Source organism: Bacillus pretiosus (assembly GCF_051294775.1).
GTDB lineage: Bacteria > Bacillota > Bacilli > Bacillales > Bacillaceae_G > Bacillus_A > Bacillus_A wiedmannii.
The window spans coordinates 1-290 of sequence record NZ_JBPPHF010000411.1; the positions used below are offsets into that span (position 1 = coordinate 1).

At 36.9% G+C, this 290-nt stretch carries 1 protein-coding gene; it reads left to right on the forward strand.

The genetic code is table 11. From position 1 onward, the window contains the following. A partial coding sequence (locus tag ACSG5Z_RS31495) for an acyl-CoA dehydrogenase family protein (RefSeq protein WP_435712917.1) occupies positions 1-290 on the forward strand: 290 nt, incomplete at both ends.

The following is a 290-nucleotide window of genomic DNA, read 5'->3' on the forward strand; positions in this document are numbered from 1 at the left end:
GTACATACGTCAGTTGGAATGAACCCGATTTTATATTTTGGAACAGAAGAACAGAAACAGAAATATGTTTCTAAACTTGCGACTGGTGAATTTTTAGGTGCATTTGCATTAACAGAACCAAATGCAGGATCAGATGCAGGGAGTTTGAAATCAAGAGCTGTAAAGAAAGGCGATCACTACATTAGTAATGGATCGAAAGTATTTATTACAAATGGCGGTGAAGCAAGTACATACATTGTATTCGCTTCTACAAATCCAGAGGCAGGAAAAAGTGGGATTTCTGCATTTAT